The sequence below is a fragment of the Pseudomonas sp. S2_A10 genome, from assembly GCF_054668465.1.
This window is the reverse complement of the sequence record NZ_CP162773.1, coordinates 3,862,339-3,884,362: the sequence shown is the minus strand read 5'-3', so window position 1 is coordinate 3,884,362 and position 22,024 is coordinate 3,862,339. Positions and strand designations below refer to the sequence as shown.

The 22,024-nt window shown below is 60.5% G+C and carries 17 protein-coding genes and 1 pseudogene; 9 read left to right on the top strand and 9 right to left on the bottom strand.

Translation table 11 applies throughout. The annotated features are described in order from the left end of the window. Positions 1 to 170 precede the first annotated feature (170 nt). Positions 171 to 989 carry a posphoenolpyruvate synthetase regulatory kinase/phosphorylase PpsR gene (gene ppsR / locus AB4N41_RS17555; RefSeq protein WP_016773826.1) on the top strand — a complete coding sequence of 273 codons (819 nt, stop codon included), beginning with the start codon at positions 171 to 173 and terminating at the stop codon, positions 987 to 989. Positions 990 to 1,100: 111 nt separating this feature from the next. Here ppsR and prpD read toward each other — a convergent pair whose 3' ends face one another. The 6 genes from prpD to AB4N41_RS17525 all read right to left on the bottom strand — a co-directional run bounded on the left by prpD (position 1,101) and on the right by AB4N41_RS17525 (position 9,615). Next, on the bottom strand, positions 1,101 to 2,585 hold the full coding sequence (gene prpD, locus AB4N41_RS17550; RefSeq protein WP_252877760.1) for a 2-methylcitrate dehydratase: 1,485 nt from the start codon (positions 2,583 to 2,585) through the stop codon (positions 1,101 to 1,103). Between the two features lie 114 nt (positions 2,586 to 2,699). Then, the gene (gene prpF / locus AB4N41_RS17545) at positions 2,700 to 3,890 is read right to left on the bottom strand and encodes a 2-methylaconitate cis-trans isomerase PrpF (protein WP_252877759.1); all 1,191 of its coding nucleotides are present in this window, start codon (positions 3,888 to 3,890) and stop codon (positions 2,700 to 2,702) included. 53 nt (positions 3,891 to 3,943) lie between these two features. Further along, positions 3,944 to 6,538, bottom strand: a complete 2,595-nt coding sequence (gene acnD, locus AB4N41_RS17540; protein WP_016773823.1) for a Fe/S-dependent 2-methylisocitrate dehydratase AcnD — start codon at positions 6,536 to 6,538, stop codon at positions 3,944 to 3,946. A 198-nt stretch (positions 6,539 to 6,736) separates the two neighbouring features. Beyond that, a complete protein-coding gene (gene prpC, locus AB4N41_RS17535; protein ID WP_252869074.1) occupies positions 6,737 to 7,864 on the bottom strand; it encodes a bifunctional 2-methylcitrate synthase/citrate synthase in 1,128 nt (375 codons plus the stop codon). Between the two features lie 138 nt (positions 7,865 to 8,002). Next, positions 8,003 to 8,896 (bottom strand): methylisocitrate lyase, encoded by an 894-nt coding sequence (gene prpB / locus AB4N41_RS17530; protein ID WP_024012298.1) that lies wholly within the window; start codon positions 8,894 to 8,896, stop codon positions 8,003 to 8,005. Further along, a complete protein-coding gene (locus tag AB4N41_RS17525; RefSeq protein WP_177180867.1) occupies positions 8,893 to 9,615 on the bottom strand; it encodes a GntR family transcriptional regulator in 723 nt (240 codons plus the stop codon). The genes prpB and AB4N41_RS17525 overlap by 4 nt, the downstream gene beginning before the upstream one ends. Positions 9,616 to 10,019: 404 nt before the next feature. Between AB4N41_RS17525 and rloA the strand changes: the two are divergent. The 4 genes and pseudogenes from rloA (at position 10,020) to pabB (ending at position 14,729) form a co-directional block, all read left to right on the top strand. Continuing rightward, positions 10,020 to 10,555, top strand: a pseudogene (rloA, locus tag AB4N41_RS17520) (retropepsin-like aspartic peptidase RloA). 5 nt (positions 10,556 to 10,560) lie between these two features. Beyond that, entirely contained in the window at positions 10,561 to 12,096 is a 1,536-nt protein-coding gene (gene rloB, locus AB4N41_RS17515; RefSeq protein ID WP_016773818.1) for an osmotic stress tolerance membrane protein RloB, read from the top strand. Next, positions 12,096 to 13,082 carry an alpha-L-glutamate ligase-like protein gene (locus AB4N41_RS17510; protein WP_252877758.1) on the top strand — a complete coding sequence of 329 codons (987 nt, stop codon included), beginning with the start codon at positions 12,096 to 12,098 and terminating at the stop codon, positions 13,080 to 13,082. The genes rloB and AB4N41_RS17510 overlap by 1 nt, the downstream gene beginning before the upstream one ends. A 303-nt stretch (positions 13,083 to 13,385) precedes the next feature. Further along, positions 13,386 to 14,729, top strand: coding sequence for an aminodeoxychorismate synthase component I (gene pabB, locus AB4N41_RS17505; protein ID WP_252877757.1), 1,344 nt, complete (start codon positions 13,386 to 13,388; stop codon positions 14,727 to 14,729). 172 nt (positions 14,730 to 14,901) lie between these two features. Here pabB and thrH read toward each other — a convergent pair whose 3' ends face one another. Further along, entirely contained in the window at positions 14,902 to 15,519 is a 618-nt protein-coding gene (gene thrH / locus AB4N41_RS17500; RefSeq protein WP_252877756.1) for a bifunctional phosphoserine phosphatase/homoserine phosphotransferase ThrH, read from the bottom strand. A 165-nt stretch (positions 15,520 to 15,684) separates the two neighbouring features. Between thrH and AB4N41_RS17495 the strand changes: the two genes are divergently transcribed. The 3 genes from AB4N41_RS17495 (at position 15,685) to AB4N41_RS17485 (ending at position 19,320) form a co-directional block, all read left to right on the top strand. Continuing rightward, a complete protein-coding gene (locus tag AB4N41_RS17495; protein ID WP_041479156.1) occupies positions 15,685 to 16,425 on the top strand; it encodes a phosphoadenylyl-sulfate reductase in 741 nt (246 codons plus the stop codon). Positions 16,426 to 16,999: 574 nt separating this feature from the next. Continuing rightward, a complete protein-coding gene (locus AB4N41_RS17490) occupies positions 17,000 to 18,538 on the top strand; it encodes an NCS1 family nucleobase:cation symporter-1 (protein WP_150635875.1) in 1,539 nt (512 codons plus the stop codon). 53 nt (positions 18,539 to 18,591) lie between these two features. Next, a complete protein-coding gene (locus tag AB4N41_RS17485) occupies positions 18,592 to 19,320 on the top strand; it encodes an aspartate/glutamate racemase family protein (RefSeq protein WP_095180831.1) in 729 nt (242 codons plus the stop codon). Between the two features lie 131 nt (positions 19,321 to 19,451). Here AB4N41_RS17485 and AB4N41_RS17480 read toward each other — a convergent pair whose 3' ends face one another. Next, positions 19,452 to 20,375 carry a LysR family transcriptional regulator gene (locus AB4N41_RS17480; protein ID WP_252877755.1) on the bottom strand — a complete coding sequence of 308 codons (924 nt, stop codon included), beginning with the start codon at positions 20,373 to 20,375 and terminating at the stop codon, positions 19,452 to 19,454. A gap of 125 nt (positions 20,376 to 20,500) precedes the next feature. Here AB4N41_RS17480 and AB4N41_RS17475 point away from each other — a divergent pair, with 125 nt between their 5' ends. Next, on the top strand, positions 20,501 to 21,247 hold the full coding sequence (locus AB4N41_RS17475; RefSeq protein ID WP_056784118.1) for a 3-oxoacyl-ACP reductase family protein: 747 nt from the start codon (positions 20,501 to 20,503) through the stop codon (positions 21,245 to 21,247). A gap of 62 nt (positions 21,248 to 21,309) precedes the next feature. Here AB4N41_RS17475 and AB4N41_RS17470 read toward each other — a convergent pair whose 3' ends face one another. Then, the gene (locus AB4N41_RS17470; protein WP_252877754.1) at positions 21,310 to 22,005 is read right to left on the bottom strand and encodes an HAD-IA family hydrolase; all 696 of its coding nucleotides are present in this window, start codon (positions 22,003 to 22,005) and stop codon (positions 21,310 to 21,312) included. Between the last annotated feature and the right edge of the window lie 19 nt (positions 22,006 to 22,024).

The window sequence follows — 22,024 nt, the reverse complement described above, 5'->3', positions numbered from 1 at the left end:
ATCTCTCCACTAACTGTGTTGGAAAAGCTCAGAAACCGGCGGCCCGGGGGAGCCTTGGCCGGTTGTATGGCCTGGACCTGGAAAATAAGTGAGAATGCGGGCCAATGGCGGCCGGCAAATCGCGCCTATCATATCCAAGATTCGTTACTAGCTTAAGGCCCAAGGTGCAAATGAAACGATCTGCTTTCTTCATCTCCGATGGCACCGGCATTACCGCCGAAACCCTGGGTCAAAGCCTGCTGGCGCAGTTCGAAAACATTACCTTCAGCAAATTCACGCGGCCCTACATCGACAGCGTGGAAAAAGCGCGGGCCATGGTACAACAAATCAACAAAGCCGCTGAAACCGACGGCTTTCGGCCGATCATCTTCGACACCATCGTCAATCAGGACATTCGTGAGATTCTCGCAACGTCCAATGGTTTCATGATCGACATTTTCTCGACCTTCCTCGCGCCGCTCGAACAGGAGCTTACCGAGCACTCTTCCTACACCGTCGGCAAGTCCCATTCCATCGGGCACAACTCCAATTACATGGAGCGCATCGAGGCGGTGAACTTCGCTCTCGACAACGATGACGGCGCGCGCACCCACTATTACGACAAAGCCGATCTGATACTAGTGGGCGTGTCGCGATGCGGCAAAACGCCGACGTGTCTGTACATGGCCATGCAGTTCGGTATCCGCGCGGCCAACTATCCGCTGACCGAAGACGACATGGAGCGCCTGACCCTGCCGACGGCCCTGCGCGCCCATCAGCACAAGCTGTTCGGCCTGACCATCGACCCGGACCGCTTGACCGCGATCCGCAACGAGCGCAAGCCCAACAGCCGTTATTCGAGCTACGCCCAGTGCGAATTCGAAGTGCGCGAAGTGGAGAACCTGTTCCGCCGCGAGAACATTCCGCATATCAATTCCACGCATTTCTCGGTGGAAGAGATTTCGGCGAAGATTCTCGTGGAAAAAGGCGTTGAGCGGCGATTCAAGTAGTCCGGCGTTGCCTGATCTGGCGCCTTCGCGAGCAGGCTCGCTCCCACAGTGGACCTGCATCGTAACGACTGTGGGAGCGAGCCTGCTCGCGAAGAACGATAACGCGGTCTGTCAGATCACAAACAGGTCGATGAATCGATTCACCGCTGTGGCTTCCAGCCGCGCCTGATCCTCACAGAGCGCAAATATCTCAGCGCAACGCTGCCCGGCAAACCGCGTGGCCAGGTTGGCCTTGAACTTGTCCTCCAGCAACGGAATGCCCTCGGCGCGGCGGCGGCGATGGCCGATCGGGTACTCCACCACGACGTTGTCGGTGCTGCTGCCGTCCTTGAAAAACACCTGCACGGCGTTGGCAATCGAGCGTTTGTCGGGCTCAAGGTATTCGCGAGTGAAGCGCGGTTCTTCAACGATGAGCATTTTTTCGCGCAGCACATCGATGATCGGATGCGCCTTGTGGAAGTCGTCTTCGTAGTGCTCAGCCACCAGATTGCCGAATGCCAGCGGCACGGCGGTCATGTATTGCAGGCAATGATCGCGGTCGGCGGCGTTGGCGAGCGGGCCGACCTTGGAAATTATGCGGATCGCCGATTCATGGGTGGTGATGACAATGCGGTCGATCTCGTGCAGGCGATTGCGCACCTGCGGATGCAGGGTCACCGCCGCCTCGCACGCCGTCTGCGCATGGAATTCGGCGGGGAAACTGATCTTGAACAGCACGTTTTCCATCACGTAACTGCCGAACGGCCGGGAGAAGCTGAAAGCGCGTTTGTCCGCGGGTTTCAGCGCCAGATCGTTGTTGGTGTGGCTGAACGAAACGTCATAGAAGCCCCACTGCTTCGCGCTCAAAACTCCGGGAATGCCCATCTCGCCGCGCATGGCGATGTCGGCCAGGCGCACGCCGCGACTCGCCGCATCCCCCGCCGCCCAGGATTTGCGCGAGCCGGCATTGGGTGCGTGACGATAGGTGCGCAGCGCCTGACCGTCGGCGAAGGCATGGGACAGCGCCGACAGCATCTGCTCGCGATTGGCACCCATCAGTCTGGCGCTGACGGCGGTCGAGGCGACTTTCACCAGAATGACGTGGTCGAGTCCAACCCGGTTGAAGGAGTTTTCCAGAGCGATCACGCCTTGAATCTCGTGGGCCATGATCATCGCTTCCAGCACATCACGAACCGTCAGCGGCGCCTCACCGTGGGCGACGCGTTTCTGCGACAGGTGATCGGCTACGGCGAGGATGGCACCGAGGTTGTCCGATGGATGTCCCCATTCGGCGGCAAGCCAGGTGTCGTTGTAATCGAGCCAACGGACGATACAGCCGATGTCCCACGCGGCCTTGACCGGATCGAGGCGATAACTGGTGCCCGGCACTCGTGCGCCGAACGGTACCACCGTGCCCTCGACGATCGGGCCGAGATGTTTCGTGCATTCGGGAAAACGCAGAGCCAGCAGACCGCAGCCCAGCGTGTCGATCAGGCAGTTGCGCGCGGTGTTCAGCGCTTCGGCGGATTCGGGCTTGAAGGTGAGGACGTAGTCGGCGATGTCCTGCAGAACTGCGTCGTAATCGGGGCGGTTGTTCAGGTCGACGTTGGCGCTCATGTTCGATTCACTCCTGTAGGAGCTGCCGAAGGCTGCGATCTTTTGATTTTGTTATTCGCGATCAAGATCAAAAGATCGCAGCCTTCGGCAGCTCCTACCTGGTTTTGTGTTAAGTCAGAAAGAATCTCCGGGCACGCGGACATAGCCTTCCATGAGCACCCGCGCACTGCGACTCATGATGGCTTTCTTCACCACCCATTCGCCATTCTCCAGCGTCGCCTCGGCGCCCACGCGCAACGTCCCGGACGGATGTCCAAAGCGCACGGCATTGCGCTCGACGCCGCCGGCAGCAAGATTGACCAACGTGCCGGAAATCGCTGCCGCCGTGCCGATCGCCACTGCCGCCGTGCCCATCATGGCGTGGTGCAGCTTGCCCATCGACAACGCGCGCACCAGCAGATCGACATCACCAGCGGCAATCGCTTTTCCACTCGACGCTACGTAATCCGCAGGCTTGGCGACGAATGCGACTTTCGGCGTGTGCTGCCGCTTGGCGGCTTCTTCCAGATTGGCGATCAGGCCCATGCGCAACGCACCGTAAGCACGAATGGTCTCGAACATCAGTAGCGCTTTCGGATCGCCGTTGATCGCACCTTGCAGTTCGGTGCCGGTGTAGCCGATGTCTTCGGCGTTGACGAATATCGTCGGGATCCCGGCGTTGATCATGGTCGCCTTGAACGTGCCGACACCCGGGACCTCAAGCTCATCGACCAGATTGCCGGTGGGGAACATCGAACCACCGCCGCCCTCTTCTTCCGCCGCCGGATCCATGAATTCGACCTGCACTTCGGCCGCCGGAAAGGTCACGCCGTCGAGTTCGAAATCACCGGTTTCCTGCACTTCGCCGTTGGTGATCGGCACGTGGGCGACGATGGTCTTACCGATGTTGGCCTGCCACACGCGCACCACCGCCACGCCGTTGTGCGGAATGCGGCTGGCGTCGACCAGACCGTTGCTGATGGCGAACGAACCGACCGCCGCCGAGAGGTTGCCGCAGTTGCCGCTCCAGTCGACGAACGGCTTGTCGATCGACACTTGGCCGAACAGGTAATCGACGTCGTGATCGGCGCGGGTGCTTTTCGACAGGATCACGGTTTTGCTGGTGCTCGACGTCGCGCCGCCCATGCCGTCGATTTGCTTGTCGTAGGGATCGGGGCTGCCGATCACTCGCAGCAACAAAGCGTCGCGCGCCGGTCCTGGGACCTGCGCTGCTTCGGGCAGATCCTTGAGGCTGAAGAACACGCCTTTGCTGGTGCCGCCGCGCATGTAAGTCGCAGGGATTTTTATTTGTGGTGCGTGAGCCATGGTGCTCCTTACCGAAGGCATGGGACTTGAAAATCCCATGCCCACAAGTTGATTTAAACGGCGACCGCCGAGCCTTCGAGGAAGTCCTGCGCGAAGCGCTGCAACACGCCGCCGGCCTCGTAGATCGACACTTCTTCAGCGGTATCGAGACGGCAGGTCACCGGCACTTCGACACGCTCGCCATTCTTGCGATTGATCACCAGCGTAAGATCCGCACGCGGCTTGCGCTCGCCGATCACGTCGTAGGTTTCGCTGCCATCGATGGCCAGAGTGTGGCGGTTGGTGCCAGGTTTGAATTCCAGCGGCAACACGCCCATGCCCACCAGGTTGGTGCGGTGAATGCGCTCGAAACCTTCAGCGGCAATCGCCTCGACGCCGGCCAGGCGCACGCCTTTCGCCGCCCAGTCGCGGGACGAACCCTGACCGTAGTCGGCACCAGCGATGATGATCAGCGGCTGCTTGCGCTGCATGTAGGTTTCGATGGCTTCCCACATGCGCATGACCTGGCCTTCCGGCTCGACACGCGCCAGCGAACCCTGCTTGACCTTGCCGTTTTCCACGACCATTTCGTTGAACAGCTTCGGATTGGCGAAGGTCGCGCGCTGGGCGGTCAGGTGGTCGCCACGGTGGGTGGCGTAAGAGTTGAAGTCCTCTTCCGGCAGGCCCATTTTCGCCAGGTATTCGCCGGCGGCGCTGTCGAGCATGATCGCGTTCGATGGCGACAGGTGATCAGTGGTGATGTTGTCCGGCAGCACCGCCAGCGGGCGCATGCCCTTCAATGGACGGGCGCCGGCCAGTGCGCCTTCCCAGTACGGCGGACGGCGGATGTAGGTGCTCATCTCGCGCCAGTCGTACAGCGGCGCGACTTTCGGCCCGGTGTCTTCATGCACGGCGAACATCGGAATATAGACCTGACGGAACTGCTCAGGCTTGACCGAAGACTTCACCACCGCATCGATTTCTTCGTCGCTCGGCCAGATGTCCTTGAGGCGGATTTCCCGGCCATCGACCACGCCCAGCACATCCTTCTCGATATCGAAACGGATGGTCCCGGCGATCGCGTAGGCAACCACCAGCGGCGGCGAAGCAAGGAATGCCTGTTTGGCGTACGGGTGAATGCGGCCGTCGAAGTTGCGGTTGCCGGAAAGCACCGCGGTTGCGTACAGATCGCGGTCGATGATCTCTTGCTGGATCAGCGGATCGAGCGCGCCGGACATGCCATTGCAAGTGGTGCAGGCAAACGCGACGACGCCGAAGCCGAGCTGTTCAAGTTCAGTGGTCAGCCCCGCTTCATCGAGGTACAGCGCCACGGTTTTCGAGCCCGGCGCCAGCGAGGATTTGACCCATGGCTTGCGGGTCAGACCGAGCTTGTTGGCATTGCGCGCCAACAGGCCGGCGGCGATGACGTTGCGCGGGTTGCTGGTGTTGGTGCAACTGGTGATCGCGGCGATGATCACCGCGCCGTCGGGCATTTGCCCCGGCACGTCATCCCACTGGCCGGAGATGCCTTTGGCCGCCAGATCGGACACCGCGACGCGGGCGTGCGGGTTGCTCGGGCCGGCCATGTTGCGCACCACCGAGGACAAATCGAAGGTCAGGCCGCGCTCGTATTGCGCACCTTTGAGGCTGTCAGCCCAGAGGCCGGTCAACTTGGCGTATTGCTCGACCAGTTGCACTTGCTGGTCTTCACGACCGGTCAGTTTCAGGTAATCGATGGTCTGCTGGTCGATGTAGAACATCGCCGCCGTGGCGCCGTATTCCGGGGCCATGTTGGAGATGGTCGCGCGGTCGCCGAGGGTCAGCGCCGCTGCACCTTCACCGAAGAATTCCAGCCACGCGCCGACGACTTTCTGTTTACGCAGGTACTCGGTCAAAGCCAGGACCATGTCGGTGGCGGTGATGCCCGGTTGCAACTTGCCGGTCAGTTCGACGCCAACGCTTTCCGGCAGGCGCATCCACGACGCGCGACCGAGCATCACGCTCTCGGCTTCGAGGCCGCCGACGCCGATGGCAATCACACCCAGCGCATCGACGTGCGGCGTGTGGCTGTCGGTGCCGACGCAGGTGTCGGGGAACGCCACGCCTTCGCGCACCTGAATCACCGGGGACATTTTCTCCAGGTTGATCTGGTGCATGATGCCGTTGCCCGGCGGGATCACATCGACGTTCTTGAAGGCCTTTTTGGTCCAGTTGATGAAGTGGAAACGGTCTTCGTTGCGGCGATCTTCGATGGCGCGGTTCTTCTCGAAGGCCTGGGCATCGAAACCGCCCGCCTCGACGGCCAGCGAGTGGTCGACGATCAATTGCGTCGGCACCACCGGGTTGACCTGCGCCGGGTCACCACCCTGCAAAGCGATGGCGTCACGCAGACCGGCGAGGTCGACCAGCGCGGTCTGGCCGAGGATGTCATGGCAGACCACCCGCGCCGGGAACCACGGAAAATCGAGGTCGCGCTTGCGTTCGATCAGTTGCTTGAGCGAATCGGTAAGCGTGGCCGGGTCGCAGCGACGCACGAGGTTTTCCGCCAGCACGCGGGAGGTGTACGGCAGGGTGTCGTAGCTGCCAGGCGCAATCGCCTCGACCGCCGCGCGGGTGTCGAAGTAATCCAGCGGCGTGCCGGGCAGGTTCTTGCGGAATTCTGTGTTCATCGGGTCAGGACTCGGGTCACGGTGGTTGCAAAGGGTGGGCCAGAAACCTGAGTTACACACCGTCCACTGTGGGAGCGAGCCTGCTCGCGAAAGCGGTATATCAGTCGACATCAATGTTGAATGTCAGTCCGTCTTCGCGAGCAGGCTCGCTCCCACAGGGTCTAGCGGTGTTCTCTGGTTCCGGGTCAGCCCACCATTTCAGCGACGTTCGATTGGCACGAACTTGCGCTGTTCGACGCCGGTGTACTCGGCGCTCGGGCGGATGATGCGGTTGTTGGCGCGTTGTTCGAACACGTGCGCGGCCCAGCCGGTCAGGCGCGAGCAGACGAAGATCGGCGTGAACAGCTTGGTCGGGATGCCCATGAAGTGGTACGCCGAGGCATGGTAGAAGTCGGCATTCGGGAACAGTTTCTTCTGCTCCCACATGGTCTTGTCGATGGCTTCGGAGACGGGGAACAACACCTTGTCGCCGACCTCGTCCGCGAGTTTTTTCGCCCAGCCCTTGATCACCTCGTTGCGCGGGTCGCTGTCCTTATAGATCGCGTGGCCGAAGCCCATGATCTTGTCCTTGCGCTCGAGCATGCCGAGGGTGCCTTTGATCGCCTCTTCCGGCGACGAGAAGCGCTCGATCATTTCCATCGCCGCTTCGTTGGCGCCGCCGTGCAACGGGCCACGCAGCGAGCCGATCGCCGCCGTCACGCACGAGTACAGATCGGAAAGGGTCGAGGCGCAAACTCGCGCGGTGAAGGTTGAGGCATTGAATTCGTGTTCGGCGTAGAGGATCAGCGACACGTTCATGACTTTGACGTGCAGTTCGCTCGGTTTCTTGCCGTGCAGCAAATGCAGGAAGTGGCCGCCAATGGTCGGCTCGTCGCTGACGCAGTCGATGCGCTTGCCGTCGTGGCTGAAGCGATACCAGTAGCACATGATCGCCGGGAAAGCGGCGAGCAGGCGGTCGGTCTTGTCGCGCTGTTCGGCGAAGTCCTTCTCCGGTTCGATGTTGCCGAGGAATGAGCAACCGGTACGCATGACGTCCATCGGATGCGCGTCAGCCGGGATGCGCTCAAGCACTTCCTTGAGCGCTTGCGGCAGGTCGCGCAGCTTGCTCAGTTTGCTTTGATAGTCGGCCAGTTGCGCTTTGGTCGGCAGTTCGCCGTACAGCAGCAGATACGCGACTTCTTCAAATTGCGCGTCGGCGGCCAGTTCACGCACGTCGTAGCCGCGATAGGTCAGCCCGGCTCCGGCCTGGCCCACGGTGGACAGTGCGGTTTGCCCGGCTACCTGGCCACGGAGCCCGGCGCCACTGAGTACTTTTGCTTCGGCCATTGTGTTCTCCAATCTTCTTGAATTTGTATGGGGAAAACTTGTGGGAGCGAGCCTGCTCGCGAAAGCGCTGGATCAGTCGACATCAATGTTGGATGTCAGTCCGTCTTCGCGAGCAGGCTCGCTCCCACAGGGTTTTGTTCAGCCTTTCTTCTGTGCAAACAACGCATCGAGCTTCTGCTCGAACGTGTGGTAATCGATACGATCGTAGAGCTCCATGCGAGTCTGCATGGTGTCGATTACATTCTGTTGCGTGCCATCGCGGCGGATCGCCGTGTAGACATTTTCCGCCGCCTTGTTCATCGCGCGGAATGCCGACAGCGGATACAGCACCAGAGAAACGTCGGCGCCGGCCAGTTGTTCGGTGGTGTACAGCGGCGTTGCGCCGAACTCGGTGATGTTGGCCAGGATCGGCGCTTTCACGCGGTTGGCGAACAGCTTGTACATGTCCAGCTCGGTAATCGCCTCAGGGAAAATCATGTCAGCGCCGGCCTCGATGCACGCCGCCGCACGATCGAGTGCCGATTCCAGACCTTCCACCGCCAGCGCATCGGTGCGCGCCATGATCACGAAGCTGTCGTCGGTGCGCGCATCGACGGCGGCTTTGATGCGATCGACCATTTCCTGTTGGCTGACAATTTCTTTATTCGGGCGATGGCCGCAGCGCTTGGCGCCAACCTGATCCTCAATGTGAATCGCCGCCGCGCCGAACTTGATCATCGACTTGACCGTACGCGCGACGTTGAACGCCGACGAGCCGAAACCGGTGTCGACATCCACCAGCAGCGGCAGGTCGCAGACATCAGTGATGCGGCGCACGTCGGTCAGCACGTCGTCCAGCCCGGTGATGCCCAGGTCCGGCACGCCCAGAGATCCTGCGGCTACACCGCCACCGGACAGGTAGATCGCCTTGAAACCGGCGCGTTTGGCCAGCAGCGCGTGGTTGGCGTTGATCGCGCCGACCACTTGCAAAGGATGCTCGCTGGCGACCGCATCGCGGAAGCGCTGGCCCGGCGTGTTCAGGTTGGAAGTCATGCATCACCTCGTTCAGTGGCTGTCTTGTTGTGGGCGCCGTCCTCGTAGTGACGGGCGATGTTGCGTTTCGAGGCGCCGATGTGGCGGCGCATCAACAATTCCGCGAGTTCGCCGTCACGGTCGGCGATGGCATCGAGAATGCGGTGGTGTTCGGCGAAGGCTTGGTGCGGGCGGTTCGGCGTGGTGGAAAACTGGATGCGGTACATGCGCACCAGTTGATACAGCTCGCCGCAGAGCATCTGCGTCAGCGTGCGATTGCCGCTGCCCTGGATGATCCGGTAATGAAAGTCGAAATCGCCTTCCTGCTGGTAGTAACCGACGCCGGCCTGAAACGCCGCATCGCGCTCGTGGGTTTCCAGGACCCGGCGCAGTTCGTCGATTTCCTCGACGCTCATGCGCTCGGCGGCGAGGCGGCAGGCCATGCCTTCAAGGGATTCACGGATTTCATAGAGTTCGATCAATTCGGCATGGCTGAGCGAGACCACCCGCGCACCGACGTGCGGCACGCGCACCAGCAAGCGCTGCCCTTCCAGACGATGGATCGCCTCACGCAGCGGCCCCCGGCTGATGCCATAGGTGCGCGCCAGCTCCGGCTCGGAGATCTTGCTGCCCGGGGCGATTTCGCCTTTGACGATTGCGGCCTGGATACGCCGGAAGACGTTTTCCGACAGCGTCTCGGAATCGTCGCCACTGATGACCGGGGGATCGAGTTGATCCAGCATGATTGTCGACACCTTTAAATCCAATGCGGCAAAAACTAGCCAATCTGGCCCGATGAGTCAAAGGATAAATAGGTATTGTCGACAATCGTCTAATAACCGCTGCCAATCGATCATCTATTACTGTGGGAGCGAGCCTGCTCGCGAAGGCGGCAGGTCAGTCGGCTTCTGCATCGAATGACACAGCGCATTCGCGAGCAGGCTCGCTCCCACAAGGGTGGCACCCCTTGCAGGTTTTGGGTCGGCGCAAGCGCTGGCGCCATAAAACCACCGTGCTAGAATGCCGCCCGCATTTGCGGGTCTTTTGTACGGCTTGCCATAAAAAGCTGCCAGGCACACGCGGGGGCTTGCGCACGGTTGTGCGAGCACCTGAACCGATAACGGAACGCTGCGCACCAGGATTTATGAGACTCAAGCCTTTCCCCACCTTTTTTGCTCTGTTTTGCCTGCCCGGCCTCGCCGCCGCGGGGGAAAAACCGTGTACGGCCTCAACGAATACGCTTCGCTTGACGGCATCAATCTCGAAGTTGCGGCCAAACTCGACACCGGGGCGAAAACCGCCTCGCTGAGTGCCCGCGACATCAAACGCTTCAAACGCAACGGTGAATCCTGGGTACGCTTCTACCTGGCCATCGACACCGCGCATTCGCACCCCATCGAACGGCCACTGGCTCGCGTCAGCAAGATCAAGCGCCGCGCCGGCGATTACGATCCGGAAGAAGGCAAGCAGTACACCGCCCGTCCGGTTATCGAGCTGGATATCTGCATGGGTTCGGCATTGCGCAGCATAGAAGTGAACCTCACCGACCGAAGTGCGTTCCAATATCCGCTTTTGATCGGCTCCGAGGCGCTGAAACGCTTCGACGCGCTGGTCGACCCCAGTCTTAAATACGCTGCGGGCAAACCTGCCTGCACCATCGCCGCTCACACCGCCGAGTAATTTCCATGCGTTCTCTAACCTTCCACCTGAAAATCCTGATCGCCGTGCTGGTGCTGCTGGGCGTTTCGGTTACGGCCTATCAGATTTTCGTGCTCGGCATCCCGGTGACCGAAGACGCCACCGACGACTTGTGGAACATCGACGCCAAGGTCGAGTTCGTCGCCAGCACCAAGGATCCGGTGAAGATCCAGATGTTCGTGCCGCCGTTGAGCCGCGATTACGTGAGCCTCAACGAAAGCTTCATTTCCAATAACTACGGCGTCGCGGTCAACCGCATCGACGGCAACCGCAAGGTGACCTGGTCGGCCCGTCGCGCCAAGGGCAACCAGACGCTGTATTACCGTCTGGTGCTGACCAAGCGCTACACCGCGGAAAAATCCAAGGTCAAAGGCCCGACCTTCCGTGACAGCATGGTCATCGAAGGCCCGGAAAAAATCGCCGCCGAAGCCCTGCTCGCGCCGATCCGCCAACATTCGGCCGACGTCGAAACCTTTATTGGCGAGGCGATCAAGCGCGTCAACAACGTCAACGACGACAACGTCAAATTGCTGCTGGCCGGCGATCCGTCGACTTCGCACAAAGCCAAGATCGTCGAACTGCTGCTGTCGATTGCCCACGTTCCGGTAGAAAAAGTCCACACCATCCGCCTCGTCGCCGATCAGCCCCAGACTCCCGAACTGTGGCTGCGCAGCTTCAACGGCAACGACTGGCTGTACTTCAACCCGGAAACCGGTGAGCAAGGCCTGCCAACCGACCGCCTGCTGTGGTGGACCGGTGACGAAAACCTGATCACCGTCGACGGCGGCAAGAAAGCCAACGTGACCTTCAGCCTGAACAACAGCGAGATGAACGCGATTCGTCTGGCCAAGCTGACCGACGAAAACACCGACGCCAACTTCCTCGATTATTCGCTGTACGGCTTGCCGCTGCAGACCCAGCAAACCTTCATGATCATGGTGATGATCCCGATCGGCGTGCTGGTGATCCTGATCCTGCGCAACCTGATCGGCCTGCAGACCCTCGGCACATTCACCCCGGTGCTGATCGCCCTCGCCTTCCGCGAAACGCAGCTGGGCTTCGGCATTCTGCTGTTCACGGTGATCACCGCGCTGGGCCTGTCGCTGCGCTCGTATCTCGAACATCTGAAGCTGCAAATGCTGCCGCGCCTGTCGGTGGTGCTGACCTTCGTCGTGGTGTTGATTGCGGCGATCAGTCTGTTCAGCCACAAGCTTGGCCTTGAGCGTGGCTTGTCGGTGGCGCTGTTCCCGATGGTGATTCTGACCATGACCATCGAACGTCTGTCGATCACCTGGGAAGAACGCGGCGCCAACCATGCGCTGAAAGTCGCCATCGGCACGCTGTTCGCCGCCTCCCTGGCGCACCTGATCATGACCGTGCCGGAGCTGGTGTACTTCGTATTTACCTTCCCGGCGATCCTGCTGATTCTGGTCGGTTTCATGCTGGCGATGGGTCGCTATCGCGGCTACCGCCTGACCGAACTGGTACGTTTCAAGGCCTTCCTGAAGAAGGCTGACGCCTGATGTTCGGTTTCTGGAAGACCTGGAAGGCCCTCGAGGCGCGCGGCATCATGGGCATCAACCGCCGAAACGCGGACTACGTGCTCAAGTACAACAAGCGCAGCCTGTACCCGATCGTCGATGACAAGATCCTCACCAAGGAACGCGCCATCGCCGCCGGCATTCATGTGCCGGAGCTGTACGGGGTGATCTCCACCGAGAAGGAAATCGACAAGCTCGACGAGATCATCGGCGGGCGCAGCGACTTCGTGATCAAACCGGCGCAGGGCGCGGGTGGCGACGGCATCATCGTCATCGCCGACCGCTTCGAAGGCCGTTATCGCACGGTGTCGGGCAAGATCCTCGCCCGCGAGGAGCTGGAACATCACATCTCCAGCATCCTCACCGGCCTGTACTCGCTGGGCGGCCACCGCGACCGCGCGCTGATCGAATACCGTGTGACCCCGGACCAGATCTTCAAAAGCATCAGCTACGAAGGCGTGCCGGACATCCGCATCATCGTGCTGATGGGTTACCCGGTGATGGCGATGTTGCGTCTGCCGACCCGCCAGTCCGGCGGCAAGGCCAACCTGCACCAGGGCGCCATTGGCGTCGGCGTCGATCTGGCCACCGGCCTTACGCTGCGCGGCACCTGGCTGAACAACATCATCACCAAACACCCCGACACCACCAACGCGGTGGATGGCGTGCAACTGCCCTACTGGGACGGTTTCATGAAACTCGCCGCCGGCTGCTATGAGCTGTGTGGGCTGGGTTATATCGGCGTGGACATGGTGCTCGATCAGGAAAAAGGCCCGCTGATCCTCGAGCTGAATGCGCGGCCGGGGCTGAACATTCAGATCGCCAACGATTGCGGCCTGACCTTGCGTACCCACGCGGTTGAAGCGCGGCTGGAAGAGCTGAAGGCGCGGGGCGTGACGGAGTCGGTTGAAGAGCGGGTGGCGTTTACCCAGGAGATGTTTGGGCATATTCCTGCTGTCGAAGGCTAAAAGCTCAAGAGCCCCTCACCCTAACCCTCTCCCAAAGGGAGAGGGGACTGACCGAGGTGGATGTTGGAGGTACGCCAACCTGAACGTCTTGAGTCGAACTCAAGCTTTGAAAAGCATGAAGATCGGCTCCCTCCCCCAAGATATCGAGCCGAACCCAAGTTTTGAAAAGCCCCCGATCTGCTCCCTTTCCCCCTCGCCCCCTTGGGGGAGAGGGCTGGGGTGAGGGGGAGGCTTTTGACTTTGATCTGGCAGCGCAGAGGACTACAATCCCCACCCCGCCTCAACGGCCGATCTGCCCCGCCCATGTTGACCTGCTCCGTACACCCACTGCCCTACCGCGCCAATCCCGCCGACTACTTCGCGGCCATTCGCAATGCCCCCGGCGCCGTGCTGCTCGACAGCGGCCGGCCGAGCGCCGAACGCGGCCGTTATGACTTGCTCAGCGCCTGGCCGCTGGAACAACTGGCGGTGTTGCCGGAGGAAAGCGGTGCGCATTTCCTCCAGCGCCTGCGCGACAACCTCAGCCGCTTGGGCGAAGCTCAGTTGCCTGCCGGGTATGAATTACCATTCGCCGGCGGATTGATCGGCTATTTGAGCTACGACTTCGGGCGACATCTGGAAAACCTGCCGAGTCAGGCGCTGGATGACCTGCAACTGCCCGATGCGCGTTTTGGCCTGTATGACTGGGCGCTGATCAGCGATCACCACGCGCAAACCAGCCAACTGGTCTTTCATCCTTCGCTTGTCGACAGTGAACGGCAGCGATTGGTCGCGCTGTTCACTCAGCCTCAATTTGACGCGCTGGCGCCATTCAAACTGAACGCCCCCATGGCCGCTGATCTCTCGGCCGACGACTACCGTCAGGCCTTCGAGCGTATTCAGGATTACATCCAGGCTGGTGACTGCTATCAGGTCAACTTTGCGCAACGCTTCCGTGCCGAATGTCGGGGCGATCCATGGCTGGCCTATTGCGCATTGCGCCAGGCCTGCCCGACGCCGTTCTCCGGTTTCCAGAGCCTGCCCGACGGCGGCGCGGTGCTGAGTCTGTCACCGGAACGTTTCGTCAGAGTCAGCCAGCGTCAGGTCGAAACCCGACCGATCAAGGGGACTCGCCCTCGCGGCGTGACTCCAGCCGAAGACGCCGCCAACGCCGCCGAACTGCTGGCCAGCCCCAAGGATCGCGCGGAAAACCTGATGATCGTCGACCTGCTGCGCAACGACCTCGGGCGCACCTGCCGCATCGGCTCGGTGCGCGTGCCGGAGCTATTCAGTCTGGAGAGCTATCCGAATGTGCATCATCTGGTCAGCAGCGTGACCGGTGAACTGGCGGCGGATCGTGACGCGCTCGACCTGATCGCCGGCAGCTTCCCCGGCGGCTCAATCACCGGCGCACCGAAGATTCGGGCGATGCAGATCATCGACGAGCTGGAGCCGACCCGGCGCGGTCTGTATTGCGGCTCGTTGCTGTATCTGGACGTGCGCGGCGAGATGGACAGCTCCATCGCTATTCGCAGTCTGTTGGTCAAAGATGGCCAGGTGTGCTGCTGGGGCGGCGGCGGGATCGTCGCCGATTCGGACTGGCAGGCGGAGTATCAGGAGTCGATGACCAAAGTCAGAATTCTCTTGGAAACCCTGCAAAACCTCTGAGGAATGATCGTTCCCACGCTCCGCGTGGGAATGCAGCCCGGGACGCTCCGCGTCCCATCCAAAGCCGAACGCGGAGCGTCCGTTGAGGCATTCCCACGCAGAGCGTGGGAACGATCATCAATGCATTTTCTTGTGGGAGCGAGCCTGCTCGCGAAGACGTCCTTCCAGACAACTACAAACTCAACTCTCTATTAGAGGCCTTGAGAAATTCCTGCTTCAGCTCTTCAAACGTATGCACCGCCGGGAACTGCGGAAACTCGCGAATCACGTTGTCCGGCGCATGGAACAGAATTCCCGCATCCGCCTCGCCGAGCATGGTCGTGTCGTTGTATGAATCCCCCGCCGCGATCACCCGGTAGTACAGGCTCTTGAACGCCAGCACCGACTGGCGCTTGGGATCTTTCTGACGCAGTTGATAGCTGGTCACCCGCCCGCTGTCGTCAGTGATCAAGCGATGGCAAAGCAAGGTCGGGAAGCCCAGTTGGCGCATCAGTGGCTGTGAAAACTCATAAAAGGTGTCCGAGAGAATCACCACCTGGAAACGCTCGCGCAGCCAGTTGACGAACTCCACCGCGCCGTCCAGCGGTTTCAGTGTCGCGATCACTTCCTGAATGTCCGCAAGCTTGAGGCCGTGCTCATCGAGGATGCGCAAACGCTGCTTCATCAATACGTCGTAATCGGGAATGTCCCGAGTGGTGGCCTTGAGGGAGTCGATTCCGGTTTTTTCGGCGAAGGCGATCCAGATTTCCGGTACCAGTACCCCTTCAAGATCCAGGCAAGCAATTTCCACAAGACACTCCCGTTTATAGTGATTATTTGAGTCAAGCGAGGCCGAACTCTAGCGTCTGCACCCGAGGCGCGCAACGCAGAGGACGCCCCGGCCGCGGCAGCTTTTTGTTACCATCGGCCCCCTATAGAGCGCCCGAGCGCCATTGACCTGTAGGAAGCCGCCCTGATGAGCCCAACGTTCGACGTCGTGGAACTCGCCACGACCTATGCCAACAAATCCGCCCAGGACATCCTCAAGCTCGCCTTCGCCGAGTTCGGCGATGACTTGTGGATATCTTTCAGCGGCGCCGAGGACGTGGTGCTGGTGGACATGGCGTGGAAGCTGAACAAGAACGTCAAAGTCTTCAGCCTCGACACCGGCCGCCTGCATCCGGAGACCTACCGTTTCATCGAGCAGGTGCGCGAGCATTACAAGATCGATATAGAAATCGTCTCGCCGGACTACACGAAACTCGAACCGTTCGTGAAGGAAAAAGGCCTGTTCAGTTTCTACAAGGACGGCCACGGCGAATGCTGCGGCATCCGCAAGATCGAGCCGCTGCGCCGTAAGCTGTCCGACGTCAAAGCGTGGGCCACGGGCCAGCGCCGCGACCAGAGCCCGGGCACCCGCAGCGCCGTGGCGGTGCTGGAAATCGACACAGCCTTCTCGACACCGGAACGCACCCTGTACAAGTTCAACCCGCTGGCGCAGATGACCAGCGAGGAGATCTGGGGTTACATCCGCATGCTCGAACTGCCCTACAACAGCCTGCACGAGCGCGGTTTCATCAGCATCGGCTGCGAACCCTGCACCCGCCCGGTGCTGCCGAACCAGCACGAGCGCGAGGGCCGCTGGTGGTGGGAAGAAGCCACGCAGAAAGAATGCGGACTGCACGCGGGGAATATCATCAGCAAGAGCAAGGTCTGATCCCCCATTTATAGAAAGACCTGCGGGAGCGAGCCTGCTCGCGAAAGCGCAGTTCCAGTCAACGTTTCAGTTGCCTGATACACCGCATTCGCGAGCAGGCTCGCTCCCACATTGATATGTGCCAGGCACACAAAAGGTGTACACAAGGTTGTCACCATCGGTGCCATTTATGTGTGCACTTTCTGTTTTTACGCCCTGAAAAGTTACATCCCCCAGCAGAATCCCCTCTGCGTGCGCCCCCTGCAAAATCCCTCCCCCAAAAAAAATACCTGTTCAATCGATCAATTTATATCGCCGGTTTTTCAGTCACTTACCCCGCATTGATAACTATTCGAAATGAGGCCTGGCGCTTATAGATTCGCAACTGGCACAAATCTGGCTTTATCGCATACATGTTTTGTATACAAAACTGCAAAACATGCACACTTTCGATCCGCAAGCCTGAAGCGCCCTATCCCGTACAGGCTGCAGATGCCCCGTAACCAGTGATGTTTTCACCGCCGCGACGAAGATTTGTCGAGCCTGAGCGCTCATGCACAGTCATCGCGGGAGTGAACGTCAGGAGCCTGCCGGAATGCGTACAAGTCTTTCGAATAACATCGCGCTGAATCTGCCCTCCTCCACGCTCGATCAACCGTTACCCGATGACGGACTGAGCGAGCCGCTGCAACTGAGCCCGCGTCTGCACAACAGCGATCTGGCGCCGACCAAAGCCGAAGGCCGGCGCTGGGGCCAGTACAGCATCTTCGCCCTGTGGACGAATGATGTGCACAACATCGCCAACTACTCGTTCGCCATCGGCTTGTATGCACTGGGTCTGGGCGGCTGGCAAATCCTCTTGTCACTGGGGATCGGCGCGGCGCTGGTGTACTTCTTCATGAACCTGTCCGGGTACATGGGGCAGAAAACCGGGGTGCCGTTTCCGGTGATCAGCCGGATCAGTTTTGGCATCCACGGTGCGCAAATTCCTGCATTGATCAGGGCGGTTATCGCCATCGCCTGGTTCGGTATTCAGACGTACCTCGCCTCGGTGGTATTCCGCGTCCTGCTGACCGCCGTGCATCCCGGCTTTGCCGAATACGATCACGACTCAATTCTGGGCCTGTCGAGTCTGGGCTGGGTGTGCTTTGTAGCAATCTGGCTGGTGCAACTGGCGATCCTCGCCTACGGCATGGAGATGGTGCGCCGTTACGAGGCATTTGCCGGGCCGGTGATTCTGCTGACCGTTGCTGCGCTCGCCGGGTGGATGTACTTCCAGGCCAACGCGACCATTGCCTGGTCGATCCGCGAGCCGCTGACCGGTGGCGAGATGTGGCGCAACATCTTTGCCGGCGGCGCGTTGTGGCTGGCGATCTACGGCACGCTGATCCTCAATTTCTGCGACTTCGCCCGTTCTTCGCCGTGCCGCAAAACCATCAAGGTGGGAAATTTCTGGGGCTTGCCGGTGAACATTCTGGTATTCGCCGCGATTACCGTGTTGCTGTGTGGCGCGCAGTTCCAGATCAACGGGCGAATCATCGAAAGCCCGACCGAAATCATCGCTTCAATCCCCAACACGTTCTTTCTGGTGCTCGGCTGCCTGGCTTTTCTGATCGTCACCGTTGCGGTGAACATCATGGCCAACTTCGTCGCCCCGGCGTTCGTCCTCAGCAACCTGGCGCCGAAGTACCTGACCTTCCGCCGCGCCGGGTTGATCAGCGCGACCATCGCCGTGCTGATCCTGCCGTGGAACCTCTACAACAGTCCGCTGGTGATCGTGTATTTCCTGTCGGGCCTCGGCGCCCTGCTCGGCCCGTTGTACGGGGTGATCATGGTCGACTACTGGCTGATCCGCAAAGGCCGGATCAACGTGCCGCAGCTCTACAGCGAAGACCCCAACGGCGCTTATTACTACAGCCGCGGCATCAATTTCCGCGCGGTGGCGGCGTTTATTCCTGCAGCGCTGATCGCCATCATCCTGGCGCTGGTGCCCGGTTTCCACAGCGTCTCACCGTTCTCCTGGCTGATCGGTGCCGGTATCGCCGGCATGCTTTACCTGATCGTCGCCAAACGCCACACGCATTACGCCGACGTCAGCGGCGAGTGCATCGCTGTGGATAACGTCAGCCACTGATCCCTTCGCGGCCCGGTTTCGGGCCGCACCACTGCCCGCAATAAGGATTTTCCATGCGTATTCTCGTGGTCAACGTCAACACCACCGAATCCATCACCGACGCCATCGCCCGCTCGGCGCAGGCCGTCGCTTCGCCCGGTACCGAAATCGTCGGCCTGACGCCGTACTTCGGCGCCGAATCGATTGAAGGCAATTTCGAAAGTTACCTGGCCGCCATCGCCGTGATGGATCGAGTGATGTCTTACGATCAACCCTTCGATGCGGTGATCCAGGCCGGCTACGGCGAACATGGCCGCGAAGGCTTGCAGGAACTGCTCAACGTGCCAGTGGTGGATATCACTGACGCGGCGGCCAGCACCGCGATGTTTCTCGGCCATGCCTACTCGGTGGTGACCACACTGGATCGCACCGTGCCGCTAATCGAGGATCGGCTGAAATTGTCCGGTCTGTGGGATCGCTGTGCCTCGGTGCGCGCCAGTGGTCTGGCGGTTTTGGAGCTTGAACACGAACCGCAGCGCGCGCTGGAAGCGATCGTGCAGCAGGCCGAACTGGCGGTGACCCAGGACAAGGCCGAGGTGATTTGCCTGGGCTGCGGCGGCATGGCCGGGCTGGACGAGCAGATCCGCCGGCGCACCGGCGTGCCGGTGGTGGATGGCGTGACAGCCGCCGTGATGATTGCCGAGTCGCTGGTGCGTTTGAAGTTGTCGACGTCCAAGGTGCGCACTTATGCGACGCCACGGCCGAAGAACATTGTTGGTTGGGCGGAGCGCTTTGCTCGATAGACCGAGTTATCGTTCATCGCGGGCAAGCCCGCTCCCACAGGGTTTTGTGTTGTTTGCAAGATGTGTGAACAACTCAAAACTTGTGGGAGCGGGCTTGCCCGCGATAGCCGCAACTCGGTTTGATGCCTGGCTCAGATAGCACTAAACCGACGCCCCAGTCCCTGCTCAGCAAACTGTTCAATCACGAAATCCACAAACGCCCGGGTCTTGCCCGGCAACAATTTGTGCTCGGCGTAATAGATCGAAATGTTGCCGTCATCGACAAACCAGTCAGGCAGCACTCGCTGCAACGTCCCTGCGTGAAGATACGCGACCGCAAACGGCATGCTCACCAGCGCAATGCCCAAACCTTGCATCGCCGTTGCACAGGCAGCCTCGGAATCACTCATGGTCATCCGCGCCCGCAATGTCAGCGGACTGTGTTGCTGATCGCGGTGAGTCAGTTGCCAGGAACGCACGCGCCCGGTCTGCGGTGAGCGAATCAGAATGCCGTCGTGTTGCTTGAGGTCATCGGGATGGCTGATCGGCGCATGTTTTTGCAGATAGTCCTCCGATGCCACCAACACCCGATGCGCCGGTGTCAGCCTGCGCGCAACCACGCCTTGTGGCAGTTCAAAGCCGCCGCCAATCGCCGCGTCGAAGCCCTGCCCGATCAGGTCGACCTGGCGGTTATCGAAATGCCAGTCCGGGTTGATCGCCGGATAGCGCCGCAGAAACTCACCGAGCAGCGGCACGATATACAGACGACCGAACACCGTGCCCATGCTGACTTTCAGCGTGCCGGCCGGTTGCCCGCCGGCACTGGCCAGATTGGCTACGGCATTCTGGATGGTGGTCAGGCTGGCGCTGACTTCACTCAAAAACAGCTGCCCCGCTTCGGTCAACGTCAGGCTGCGTGTACTACGCTGGAACAGCCGCACGCCAAGCCGCGCTTCCAGTTTCGCCACGCTCTTGCCGACCGCCGCCGGGGTCAGGCTCAAGCGTCGCGCGGCTTCGGCAAAGCTGCCGACTTCGGCGCTGCGCACAAAGCATTCGATACTGCTGAACGTTTCCATGATCGCCACTATAAACTTCTGGTTTACACAGACTATAGCAATCATGGTCTACACGGTTGTCGATGCCAGGCCGATACTCGGCACCAACACCAAGGCATTCCGCCTTGAACACTTGGAGATCGAACATGACCACTCAACACCTCAGCGGCAAGGTCGCTCTGATTCAAGGCGGTTCGCGCGGCATCGGCGCGGCCATCGTCAAACGTCTGGCCGCTGAAGGCGCCGCTGTCGCTTTCACCTACGTCAGCTCCGCCGCCAAAGCTGAAGAACTGCAGAACAGCATCACTGGCAACGGCGGCAAAGCCTTGGCGATCAAGGCAGACAGCGCCGATGCCAGCGCGATTCGCCACGCCGTCAGCGCCACCGTCGAAGCGTTTGGACGCCTGGACATTCTGGTCAACAACGCCGGCGTGCTGGCCATCGCGCCGCTGGAAGATTTCAAACTCGAAGATTTCGATCAGACTTTGGCCATCAACGTGCGCAGCGTGTTCATTGCTTCGCAGGAAGCGGCGAAACACATGGGCGAAGGCTCGCGGATCATCAACATCGGCAGCACCAACGCCGACCGCATGCCCTTCGGCGGTGGCGGTGTCTACGCGATGAGCAAATCGGCACTGGTCGGCCTGACCAAAGGCCTTGCCCGCGACCTCGGCCCTCGGGGCATCACCATCAACAACGTGCAACCTGGCCCGGTCGACACCGACATGAACCCGGCCCATGGCGAATTCGCCGACAGCCTGATCCCGCTGATGGCCGTCGGTCGTTACGGCACCGCCGATGAAATCGCCAGCTTCGTCGCCTACCTGGCCGGGCCGGAAGCCGGTTACATCACCGGTGCCAGCCTGACCATCGACGGTGGTTTCGGCGCCTGACAGACCGGCAAGAAAAAACGCCGCCCTTCTTTACAGGAAGGACGGCGTTTTTGTGCGGACGGTCAAGCCAGTTCCAGCGTCGGCAAGCCAAAGGCGCTGGGCATAAATGCTTTCAGCGAACGAATAATGCCGTCAGCGTGGGCATATTTCTCATCGGCCATCGCTGCGTCGGGGATGGCGATTGCGGTCATGCCTGCCGCTTTCGCGGCGGTGACGCCGAACGGCGAATCCTCGAACACCAGACAATCCCCGGGCGCGATGCCCAGGCGCCGGGCGGCGGTGAGGAAGATATCCGGCGCCGGTTTGGCCGCGCCGACTTCCGGATCGTCCGCCGTGACGATGAAATCGAACAGCGCAAACCACTCACGGTGCAAGGTGGTTTTCTGCCCGAACGACTGGCGCGACGAACTGGTGCCGACTGCGATCGGGATGTTGTGCGCCTTGAGGTGACGCACCAGCGCTTCGGCCCCCGGCATCGCTTGCGCCTTGGGGAAACGCTCGCGCATCAGCGGCTCGCGGATCTGCAGAAATTCTTCCGGAGTGATCGGTAACTCCAACGCCTGCACCACGTAGTTGGCCAGATCATTGGCACCGCGACCAATGATGTTCTGCTTGACGCTCCAGTCGAAGGTTTTCCCGTAGCGCCCGGCAATCAGCGAGGTGACCTCGGTGTAAATGCCCTCGGTGTCGAGCAGCAAACCGTCCATATCGAAAATCACGGCCTTGATCGGGCCTAACGTCTTCAGCGGTGCATTCATCATCGGATCCGTTAACAAA

Excerpts from the sequence above, each read along its gene's own strand:
- AB4N41_RS17475 (WP_056784118.1), top strand. The coding sequence starts at position 20,501 with ATGACCACTCAACACCTCAGCGGCAAGGTCGCTCTGATTCAAGGCGGT.
- AB4N41_RS17490 (WP_150635875.1), top strand. The coding sequence starts at position 17,000 with ATGCGTACAAGTCTTTCGAATAACATCGCGCTGAATCTGCCCTCCTCC.
- prpB (WP_024012298.1), bottom strand. The coding sequence starts at position 8,896 with ATGACTTCCAACCTGAACACGCCGGGCCAGCGCTTCCGCGATGCGGTC.
- ppsR (WP_016773826.1), top strand. The coding sequence starts at position 171 with ATGAAACGATCTGCTTTCTTCATCTCCGATGGCACCGGCATTACCGCC.
- AB4N41_RS17485 (WP_095180831.1), top strand. The coding sequence starts at position 18,592 with ATGCGTATTCTCGTGGTCAACGTCAACACCACCGAATCCATCACCGAC.
- acnD (WP_016773823.1), bottom strand. The coding sequence starts at position 6,538 with ATGAACACAGAATTCCGCAAGAACCTGCCCGGCACGCCGCTGGATTAC.
- AB4N41_RS17495 (WP_041479156.1), top strand. The coding sequence starts at position 15,685 with ATGAGCCCAACGTTCGACGTCGTGGAACTCGCCACGACCTATGCCAAC.
- prpF (WP_252877759.1), bottom strand. The coding sequence starts at position 3,890 with ATGGCTCACGCACCACAAATAAAAATCCCTGCGACTTACATGCGCGGC.
- AB4N41_RS17470 (WP_252877754.1), bottom strand. The coding sequence starts at position 22,005 with ATGAATGCACCGCTGAAGACGTTAGGCCCGATCAAGGCCGTGATTTTC.
- pabB (WP_252877757.1), top strand. The coding sequence starts at position 13,386 with ATGTTGACCTGCTCCGTACACCCACTGCCCTACCGCGCCAATCCCGCC.
- prpC (WP_252869074.1), bottom strand. The coding sequence starts at position 7,864 with ATGGCCGAAGCAAAAGTACTCAGTGGCGCCGGGCTCCGTGGCCAGGTA.
- AB4N41_RS17480 (WP_252877755.1), bottom strand. The coding sequence starts at position 20,375 with ATGGAAACGTTCAGCAGTATCGAATGCTTTGTGCGCAGCGCCGAAGTC.
- prpD (WP_252877760.1), bottom strand. The coding sequence starts at position 2,585 with ATGAGCGCCAACGTCGACCTGAACAACCGCCCCGATTACGACGCAGTT.
- rloB (WP_016773818.1), top strand. The coding sequence starts at position 10,561 with ATGCGTTCTCTAACCTTCCACCTGAAAATCCTGATCGCCGTGCTGGTG.
- AB4N41_RS17510 (WP_252877758.1), top strand. The coding sequence starts at position 12,096 with ATGTTCGGTTTCTGGAAGACCTGGAAGGCCCTCGAGGCGCGCGGCATC.